The organism is Pseudoalteromonas sp. AWM4_233 (assembly GCF_056158285.1).
This window is the reverse complement of the sequence record NZ_JBSWSZ010000022.1, coordinates 1-6,365: the sequence shown is the minus strand read 5'-3', so window position 1 is coordinate 6,365 and position 6,365 is coordinate 1. Positions and strand designations below refer to the sequence as shown.

The 6,365-nt window shown below is 35.0% G+C and carries 10 protein-coding genes and 1 pseudogene; all 11 read left to right on the top strand.

Features of this window, described 5'->3' with window-relative positions:
* Window positions 1-330: 330 nt before the first annotated feature.
* A pseudogene (locus ACXAC4_RS18705) lies at window positions 331-663 on the top strand (redoxin domain-containing protein); the annotation flags it as partial.
* A 279-nt stretch (window positions 664-942) separates the two neighbouring features.
* The gene (locus tag ACXAC4_RS18700; RefSeq protein WP_475164543.1) at window positions 943-1,185 is read left to right on the top strand and encodes a hypothetical protein; all 243 of its coding nucleotides are present in this window, start codon (window positions 943-945) and stop codon (window positions 1,183-1,185) included.
* Between the two features lie 144 nt (window positions 1,186-1,329).
* A complete protein-coding gene (locus ACXAC4_RS18695; RefSeq protein WP_000493044.1) occupies window positions 1,330-1,722 on the top strand; it encodes a hypothetical protein in 393 nt (130 codons plus the stop codon).
* 12 nt (window positions 1,723-1,734) lie between these two features.
* Window positions 1,735-2,010 (top strand): helix-turn-helix domain-containing protein, encoded by a 276-nt coding sequence (locus ACXAC4_RS18690; protein WP_001043859.1) that lies wholly within the window; start codon window positions 1,735-1,737, stop codon window positions 2,008-2,010.
* Between the two features lie 213 nt (window positions 2,011-2,223).
* Window positions 2,224-2,475 carry a hypothetical protein gene (locus ACXAC4_RS18685; RefSeq protein WP_000576139.1) on the top strand — a complete coding sequence of 84 codons (252 nt, stop codon included), beginning with the start codon at window positions 2,224-2,226 and terminating at the stop codon, window positions 2,473-2,475.
* Between the two features lie 301 nt (window positions 2,476-2,776).
* Window positions 2,777-3,034, top strand: coding sequence for a hypothetical protein (locus ACXAC4_RS18680; RefSeq protein WP_475164533.1), 258 nt, complete (start codon window positions 2,777-2,779; stop codon window positions 3,032-3,034).
* 59 nt (window positions 3,035-3,093) lie between these two features.
* Window positions 3,094-3,453 carry a hypothetical protein gene (locus ACXAC4_RS18675; RefSeq protein WP_475164531.1) on the top strand — a complete coding sequence of 120 codons (360 nt, stop codon included), beginning with the start codon at window positions 3,094-3,096 and terminating at the stop codon, window positions 3,451-3,453.
* Window positions 3,454-3,911: 458 nt separating this feature from the next.
* A complete protein-coding gene (locus tag ACXAC4_RS18670; protein WP_475164528.1) occupies window positions 3,912-4,358 on the top strand; it encodes a hypothetical protein in 447 nt (148 codons plus the stop codon).
* A 726-nt stretch (window positions 4,359-5,084) separates the two neighbouring features.
* Window positions 5,085-5,234, top strand: a complete 150-nt coding sequence (locus ACXAC4_RS18665) for a hypothetical protein (RefSeq protein ID WP_475164524.1) — start codon at window positions 5,085-5,087, stop codon at window positions 5,232-5,234.
* Between the two features lie 154 nt (window positions 5,235-5,388).
* Window positions 5,389-5,706, top strand: a complete 318-nt coding sequence (locus ACXAC4_RS18660; protein ID WP_475164521.1) for a hypothetical protein — start codon at window positions 5,389-5,391, stop codon at window positions 5,704-5,706.
* A 164-nt stretch (window positions 5,707-5,870) separates the two neighbouring features.
* Window positions 5,871-6,044, top strand: coding sequence for a hypothetical protein (locus ACXAC4_RS18655; RefSeq protein ID WP_475164520.1), 174 nt, complete (start codon window positions 5,871-5,873; stop codon window positions 6,042-6,044).
* Window positions 6,045-6,365: the final 321 nt, after the last annotated feature.

Sequence of the window (6,365 nt, the reverse complement as noted above, 5' to 3'; positions counted from 1 at the left end):
AAGGTTAACGACGGTTAGATTCACCTCTTACACAGCACCTGGTGAAATTTGGCAGCAAATCCGTGGTGATATGCCATCAGATATCATGGACTAAACTCTATGATTGAAAAAAGCCCGTAGGGGCTTTTTTTATGCCTATAGTTTATACAATCAAAAAAACTGATTGTAGCTATCGGTTTATTTGATTTTCAATTTTTTGAGTGTCCCCATAAACTTGTGAAAATTTTTAATTGGGGTTGTTTTTTTATAACTAGCCTCAATAATAAGTGTCAAAGCAAATTGATATTGTCATTTTGCATTGGATATAACCCTAACTAATTGGAGAAAACCATGGGTGTATTAGTAGGCCGCAAGGCACCTGACTTTACAGCAGCAGCAGTATTAGGTAACGGTGAGATCGTTGATGGTTACAACCTTCACGAGCGTATTAAAGGTAAAAAAGCGGTTGTATTCTTTTACCCACTAGACTTCACTTTCGTTTGTCCTTCAGAGCTAATCGCTTTCGACAAGCGTTACGACGAGTTCCAAAAGCGTGGTGTTGAAGTGATCGGTGTATCAATCGATTCTCAATTCTCACACAACGCATGGCGTAACACACCAGTAAACGAAGGTGGTATTGGTCCAGTTAAATACGACTTAGTTGCTGACGTTAAACACGAAATCGAGGTGCTGTGTAAGAGGTGAATCTAACCGTCGTTAACCTTAGCAATACGAGCCTTTTTATGTACTGTACTTCGTTGAGTTACGTATTGCTAAGGTTAAACGGTATGTCGAGTTCCAGGACTACAGCACCTAAACGAACAGATTAAGCGTTGTAAGAACTAAGAAACAAGTAAGTGCAATTCCAATTGAGTTTGAATTTCGTAATACAACGAAGAGGATTTCGGTACAATCTTTATCAACGGGGTAGTTGTATTTAGGTTTAATAAAACGAATGCTAGAATGAACCCTCAAAAATTAGGTAACGGAAAACTTTCTTTTACAGATAGTAAATTTAGGAACGAGTATCATTTTAATTTCAATACAATAAGTGAAGTAAAAGACCTAGTAAAAGGTATCGGTTTAACAGAAAATAAACTTATCGTACAAGTGCATGACCAGTATCAGGAACGTAAACTACAACTTGTGTATGTTGCTCCTTCATGGTTGATTCGAACGAGAGAAGGAACGAATGAAATAAACTAGAAATAAACTACCTGTAGAGAGACGAAAGGAAACAGTCTATACAGGTAGTTATATGTAGTTAAACAAGAGGTCAAAAGTAGCAAGAAACGGAGTATAAAACGTATTATTAAATCTAGATGCGAAGTAAAAGGGGAGACTAGCAAGATGTTTTCAAGTAGAAGTAATGTTTTTCATTTGAACTCTGTAAAATTTGAAGAAACTAAGAGAGTAATCCAGTTACCGTTCGAATACATAAGAGAAAATGAAAATGATTTTGGAACTGTTATGATACATGGGGAGAAACTATTCGTATTCAAAGATGTACACGAAACATTAACACCTAGTACATTTGAAAACGGTAGATTAGCATTAAAAGACTCTAATCTGAAAACAAGAGAATACTTTACATTTCCTACAATGTTAGACGTGCGTAATGCAGTAGAGGAAGTAGTATTAGAGGATAACCGTTTAGTAGTCACAATAAACGATGTAGCTTACAAGCGTAAACTAAAAGTATCCGTGTTTGCACCTGATTGGTTGGTAGAAAAGTATAATTAAGGTGGGGTTATATTGAATAAAACGGATAAAGATTTAAGGGAAGACATAAAGAAAGTAGTAAGTGAACAAGGATTTGTAAACTTCCAAACACTAGAGATAGTTGGCGTATTAATGGCTGAACGTGTAAAACGTGGGCTATCACAAAGGGAGTTATCAAAGCTATCAGGGGTAGCACAAAAGACTATTTCTCATATTGAGAGTGGAGAAGATATTCCATCCATTGAAACAGTAGTAAAATTAGCTAAACACTTAGGTTACGAATTAAAAATATCATTAGAGAAAATATAAACCAGTACATAGGAGGTAAGACATGGAATCATCAGTAGTATTTCTATTACTCGGTTTAGGGGTAGTTGGACTTATTTTTATTGTATTAGACATCGTAACGAGAACTAAGAGGGTTTGGATTGGGTTGTTTAGGTGCGATTGGTTGGGGACTATTAGCCTTTACACTAGTTATGACAATTCTATTTCGCAACTATCTAATATAGGAGGATAAACATGATATTCGGAAGCTTTGCAGATAACTTTTGGGGTTATGTTGTACCTGCCTGTATTACTTACGCAGGGGTAAACAATAAAGACTTTGTATTCAAAGATGAAAAGTACAGCAAAGGTATGTTGAAACGAGAGTGGGTATTTGTACTAATGCCTTATATAAACATGGTAGGTGCGTTATTCGTAACTTGTATGATGGTGTTACGTATTATCTTTTGGTTTATGAAAGGGTTCTTAGACAACGATAAAGACTAGAAGTAAGCAATCAAACAAGAATATAGAAGTATGAGGTTATTTCTATAATAAAGAGAAACTATAAATAAGTATAAATAAGATAGAGTAAACGAGTGAAAGAAGGGAATATAAAGTGGATAAAAAGACATTGCAAGAAACTTTACCAAAACTACGGTCGTGCTTTAGCAGAACCACATGTTGCCCTTAACATTTATTGTAGGAGAAGAAATGGAGTTTGGTCGTCAAAACTTACTTAACAATTCTGAACCAGGAAACATGTTAAGAGAACATCCTAACTGAGAATGCAAAAACGGCTTTTGGTATGCAAGATAGTAGTCAAGTTACAGACTTACTAATTGTATACTACTTAATGTTAAATACATCAATCTTAGTAGAGCATACAACACATACACATAAGGGAGGTACATATCAACCTGATGTAGACCGTGGAGTATTTACGTTAAACAGGGAAGAAATTGAGTATATGTATAATACGCATGGGGTAGAAACACCTGAGAAAGTGTATAAAAACTTACAACGTGTATCAGAATCTATTGCAGAAACATTATACAACAAATAAAATCAAAGGTTTGAAGCTAGAACTTTAGGAAAGCAAAGGTAGTCAATCCAAGGTCACTCATGAGTTTTGATGATGGAATACACGTCATTCCAGTTGATGTAATAGTGGGGTATCTACAAGGTTTGCGTGAACATGCAAAAACAGGTATACTAAAGATAACATACAAGCGTGTAAATCAAGTAAACCGTACACAATACGTTACATTAAATAAAGAAGCAATTAACGATGTGTATAAAGAAGACTTAATGTTTGCCGATACCTTCTATGAAGTATCCAATCCAAAGTCCTATCAGTATCACGGACAGCCTTGTCATGCTGAAACGCATAGTGGATTTTGGAAAGTCGGTGATTTAGGAATTTCAAGATTCGAATTCCAAGCAAGCAGAACAGGTTTCCTTAGCAAGAATTACAGAAGTTAAGTTCGCAACTCGTAGTGAATACGAAGGATTAAAGAAATATGTAAATGTAGACTTAGAAGGGGTAGAAGAAGCATTCGGTCATTATGTTTGTCAGTTAGATGAAGAACAAACAAAAGAAGTAAAGAACCATTTAAATGCTCCTGAAACAGTAGATGTTTTACATTATGTTAATGGGCAAATTGCTATATTTACTGACAACCTATCGTAAAGAACTACATGATTATATGGTAATGAACCAAGAACATTTTACTGGATATACAGGAATCAAGACTGATATTTATGGTCAATCGAAAGAATTCAGTGGTAAAGATGTAGCATTTGGTCAGACAGAGCATATGGATTTTTAAACATATCAATATGAGTTAATATTATTACTCCTATAGTCAAACATAGATATATAGGAGTAGTAATATTTTTGTATATAGTTTGTAATTTTTGAAAGGAGGTTTGTAACGAGTTTGAGTGAGGTAAAGTATAGGGAGTACATCGAAAACCTACTATTAAGATTAAGTCGTAATGGAATATCAATACCAACCGAGTTTTCTTCCTTTAATGAAATCGTTTGGGGTATCGGTTCGTTATACGAGATTGATAAACTATTAGATTTAGGAGATAGTAGAGTACGGATAGATGCTTCCATATCACATAAAACGCATAACCAACTTCTAAAAGAGCAAGCTATAGATGAATACAATAAAGAGTATCAAACTAGAGTTAATGAATTGTATGAACGTCAAGTCAAAAACAAGGTAAGTCAGATACAAGAACCTGTAGAAGTCGAAGAAGTTGAGTCAGAAGAAGCTTCTAAGTACCGTAATCAGTTCTTAAACCAGTTAGTACAAGCCCAAGGGGTAGTAAAAGTTGAAAGTGAAACAGATGAAAACATTATCGAAACGATGATTTAGAAGAGGAAGACGAAGATATCATTGAAGAAGAGGAAGAAGAAAACTTCTAAACGATGATATTGAGGATGACGATGAAGAATTAGAAGACGAAGATGATGAGGAAATCATAGAGGATGAAGATGAAACAGAATATGAAGAAGTTCAAAACGTATCTGTACCTTCATTTAATTTAAACTTTAATAACCCTAATCAAGATTCAGAAGATGAAGACGAAGAGAAAGAACTTCTAGAACGATGATGATGAAGAACTCATTGATGAAGATGAGGACGAAGAATTCATTGAAGACGAGGAAGACGAACTTGAGGATGAATCAGAAGAAGACTTTGATGATGAGGATGAGGAACTGGAAGATGATGAGGAAGAACTTCTAGATGATGATGATGAAGAGTTTGACGATGATGAAGACTTTGAAGGTGGTGAGGAAGACGAAGAAGAACTCGAAGATGATGATGACTTCCTTAACGATGAAAACGAGGAAGAGGAAGAGTTTCTAGATGATGATGATGAAGACGAAGAACTCCTTGATGAAAACGATGAAGAACTCGATGATGACGAAGATGAGTTCGAAGACGAAAACGAGGAATTTGACGATGATGATTTCGAAGAACTAGAAGATGAAGAGGAAAACGATGAGGAATTGGATGATGACGAGGAAGAAGAATTAGAACGAGGAAGATGAAGAACAACTTTGATGAAGAAGAACGAAGAAGAGTATGAAGAGGAATATGAGGAAGAAGAACGATATTCCAGTTCAACAAAACGTATCTTCTACTGTATCAACCAATACATATCAAGGTATATCAAATCAACCTATCATGCAAACTCCAATGTCACAAATGCCAGTAAATCCTCCAATTAACCCAAAACTTGCCTGAAAACGTAAGAAATTACAGCAAAACCCTGATGATGCCATGATGGATAATATGGAAAAGGGTGTTACGTGGGGTATCAATAAGTTAAAATCAGCTTTTACTTCTGAGAAAAAGAAGTAAACTGTTAAAATAATAAAATAAACTAATAAAAGAAAAGGTGGAATTTAAATGTTATACACAAAAGAACCAAATTAATCAATTACTAGGAACTATCGAAAGCCCTGAGGTAGAAGAAGTACTGAATACACACCGTGATGTATTAAAAGCAACTGAAATTGAAAGTGAAGCACACTTAAAATCAATCGCAAACCGCATTTTAACATTAGGTAAAGGTATCATTGCAGGGGTATTATACAATTGCAGTAAATTAAACTTAAACATGAAACGTCCATTATTCCGTGTTTACGCTTCTACAGTAGAAGGAACAGATGTACCCGAACATCAAGATGTTATTAACGAACATCCAATCTTGTGATTTCCGTTTCAAAGAAGAAACTCGTTTAGTACTAAACCATAGATTCGAAGAAAGCTTCCATGAGTTTATGGACAGAGTTGTTCTTAAATATATTTCTTGCTCAATTGCTAACGAGCATACAAAAGCACTAAACGAAAAATTAGAAGAAATCAAAGAAGAAATGATTGCAGAACGAAGTAGTACCTGCATTTGACATTCAATTCGCTTTACATGATAAAGCAGTTAAATCTGTATCTGATAACCACATTGAGTTTGGTACAACTTACGAAGAAATGTTCGAGTTATCTAGCCGAAAACTTGTAACCTACAAGTATTATTCGATGATGCAGAAGATGTAGAATACATTCGCAATGCAACTCTTGAGTCTATCAAAGAAAACTGGGGAACATCAGCTAACGCATTAATCTTTATCCGTAAACACAATAAATTCTTAATGCCATTAGTTGCTACAAACCCAAATACTCGTAAAACACAACGTCCTGATGTATTATTACGTCATGCATTTACATTAAAATTAGATGGTTTAGAACACCGAAACAAAGCAATGGCTCACCACGTCAGAAACAGAAGGTGAAACTACTTACATTTCTGTATACGCTAAAGAAGGTAAAGATGCAGAGCCAGTTCAAACTTTATCACCAGTTGATACAAACACATAA